Consider the following 2,982-nt stretch of genomic DNA (forward strand, 5'->3'; position numbering starts at 1 on the left):
AAAAAGTACACTTTTGTGTACTCCTATTATTGTTCTAATTCAGTGTTCACAAAATTACTTTTTTTAATTTTAGAACAACAGTTCACTAAACTCTAGGTAGTATTTGTATTTTTTTCACAAGCAAGATATAATTAATAAGATGAAAAAAAGAAGGATGGTACTACTATGAAATATTATTATGCTAGAGTTTCTTCAGAATCACAGAATCTAGATAGACAAGTTGAGCTTTTCAAAGAGATGGGTGCTAGTGCTAGAACTATCTTTGCAGAAAAGAAGTCTGGAAAAAGTTTTGATGGTAGAGAAGCATGGAATGAATTAAGAAATATTTGGGCTAAAAAAGATGATGTTATTGTTGTGAAAAATTTAGATAGAATTGGTAGAGATGCAAAAGAGGTCCGTGAATGCTTGTTAGAGCTAGCTAAAGATGGAATTACTGTTCAATCTTTAGACCAAGCTTATTTAAATAATTTTCTAAAAGAAAAGTTGGTCGAGCGAGATGCTGATTCACTTGCAGAAGCTATGCTAAATGTTATGCTTGATACAATGTTGCAAGTAGACCTACTAAGGGCAGAATGGGAACGTAAAGAGCTACGTCAACGTCAGAAAGAAGGGATAGCGAGAGCTTTAGCTAAAGGTGTGAAATTCGGTAGAACTAAGAATGATGAGTTTCGAGAAAAGTTCCTTCAACTTTATCCTCTTACTAGAGATAAAGACAATCCAAACTATCTATCCGTAAAAGATGTCATTAAAGCTATTGGATGCTCTAAAACTATGTTCTATAAAATAAGAGATGAAAAATAAATTTTAGGTGGTGGTAAGATGAAAAAATTGTTCGTAGCAATAATGATTTTAGGTTCTAGTTTAGCTTATAGGCCAAACGTCGGTTTTTTCCCGAAAACCCCACATTGGATTTAGAAAATTATTTTTCTTAAGTTGATGGGTATGAGCTATACCCTTTAGTTCTGCATCTTCTAAAAGTAGAATCTCTCTTTTTTTATGTTTTAGTTCAGTATCCCAATAATCAAGCTCTTTAACAGTTAGAGGTTCTTTTTTATTCACTGCATCTATTATGCTAATATCATGTTTGTAAAATAGAAACGGAATGAAAAGTGAAGGAATCTCTATTTTTAGAGTTTCATCGTCAATCTCTTGAGTTACAAAAATACTTCCAGATATTCCATATCCTTTTTCTTTATCTATTTCATATCTTTTTGAAACTGTTAAACCTTTAATAAAATCACTGAATTCTTCTTTTGTATAAGGTCTAGTTGTAGATGCTGACCATATTTCACGTTTTTTTATTGTAATAACTCTATCTTTTATTTCGAGTCCTTTATTCCACTTGTTGAACTCTTTTAAAATCCATCCAAAAGCATTTACAAAAATCTCTTTTTCAAAACATATTGGTAATCTGTTTAAATTTTTATTAAATCCAATTTTACCCATTTTTCACCTCAAAAGTTATAATATATCTCACTATAACATAATATGTATATATCATGCAAACATATTATAAAAACCACTACAATTTACATATTATAAGTACAAACGACCCCCATCCGACCATTGATTTTACTGGTCTAAAAGGGGGTCATTTTTTGTCTAAGAGTCTTTAAGAGTCTTTAAGGGTCTTTAAGGGTACTTAAAGAGTAAAAAAAATAAAATTTAAAGTGGATAATAAGTTTTTAAAAGTATATAATATTAGATAATTATTACGCATTAATTTATAGTTTATAGAAAATTAAAAATCTGTTAACTAAAGATGAAAAATAGGTCCAATTCCTAAAAAAGGGATAAAGATTTTCGACTTGAAATATTTTTGTAAAAAAATGATATCACAAAAAGACATAGCTTGTCTATGCCTTAAAAAGAATATTCTTTTTCTTTGCTAAAATAGCAGTAGATTTTTTCTGCTGACTTCGCTATATTCTACGCCAGCAACTTTGGCAGGAGTAAGGTTACTCAATCCTTTATGCGGTGTAATGTAGTTGTAGAAGAAAAAGAAGCCTTCTAATAGTGCGTTTACACTTGTTTCGCACTTTAAACCGTGGGTTGTTCTATATTTATGTTTAAATCTTTTAAAAAAGCTTTCAATTAGGTTATTAGTTACTTCGTCATACCATGATTGAACTTTAATATGTTTAGATTCTGAGAATACTATTTTTGTTGGAATATTGTAGCTAGGTAATCTATCAGATACTATTGATTTAGGTGCTCCAAATCGCTTTTTAACCTTATCAAATAAGTGGAAAGCAGAGGTTGCTTCTCTTGAAGTTGTAAGGTACCAATCAATAACGTATCTAGTTTCAGAGTCAATTAAAGTCCAGATGTAATATCTTTTACCTTTGATTTTAATTACAGTTTCATCAACGTGCCACTCATCAGATAGATTTAAATCTTGCGGAGTATATTTAGAAACGATATCTTTAAATATACCTCCAAAACCTTTGATCCATTTGTAAATGGATACATGAGAGATTTTAATATTTTTACGATCTAAAAGGTATTGTGAAATAGCTCTTGTGGTAGCTGAATGAACAAAATACATATACAAAGCATCAATGACAACATTGATATTTGTTCGAAGTCTTTTGATATTAATTGTTTTAGATTTAAATTCAGAAGAAATATTATCAAAATTAGAAGTCTTTTTTACTGCAATATGAATGTGATTACACTTTCTAGAATTACATTTAAACCTAGAATAGTAAAGATAATCATGATGTAAATATGTTCCTGAATTACAAATAGGACATTTAGGATATGAACGCCTATTATCACCGAGTTTAGAATTCACAGAGAATTGTCTAGCGCATTCTTTGCATTGGTATTTTTGATGTCCAAGATTGTTTTTACCAAAACGATAAAGGTTTTTAGAGAAACAACGAGGACAAGAGATATTATTAATATACATAGTTAAAAACTGCTCCTTTCTTGGGGGGAATATTGGTTGTTTGAATAACTATTATACCTCAAAGGATT

General features: G+C 29.8%; 3 protein-coding genes. 1 reads left to right on the forward strand and 2 read right to left on the reverse strand.

Translation table 11 applies throughout. From position 1 onward, the window contains the following. The first annotated feature begins 165 nt into the window (after positions 1–165). A complete protein-coding gene (locus ACRCZX_RS00030) occupies positions 166–801 on the forward strand; it encodes a recombinase family protein (protein ID WP_438580910.1) in 636 nt (211 codons plus the stop codon). Between the two features lie 60 nt (positions 802–861). Here ACRCZX_RS00030 and ACRCZX_RS00035 read toward each other — a convergent pair whose 3' ends face one another. Together ACRCZX_RS00035 and ACRCZX_RS00040 are read right to left on the reverse strand one after the other, a co-directional pair. Beyond that, a complete protein-coding gene (locus ACRCZX_RS00035; RefSeq protein WP_438580911.1) occupies positions 862–1,446 on the reverse strand; it encodes a hypothetical protein in 585 nt (194 codons plus the stop codon). Positions 1,447–1,888: 442 nt separating this feature from the next. Continuing rightward, positions 1,889–2,914, reverse strand: a complete 1,026-nt coding sequence (locus tag ACRCZX_RS00040; RefSeq protein ID WP_438580912.1) for an IS6 family transposase — start codon at positions 2,912–2,914, stop codon at positions 1,889–1,891. Positions 2,915–2,982: the final 68 nt, after the last annotated feature.

Origin of the sequence: Cetobacterium sp. (assembly GCF_051658645.1) — a bacterium.
Classification (GTDB): domain Bacteria; phylum Fusobacteriota; class Fusobacteriia; order Fusobacteriales; family Fusobacteriaceae; genus Cetobacterium_A.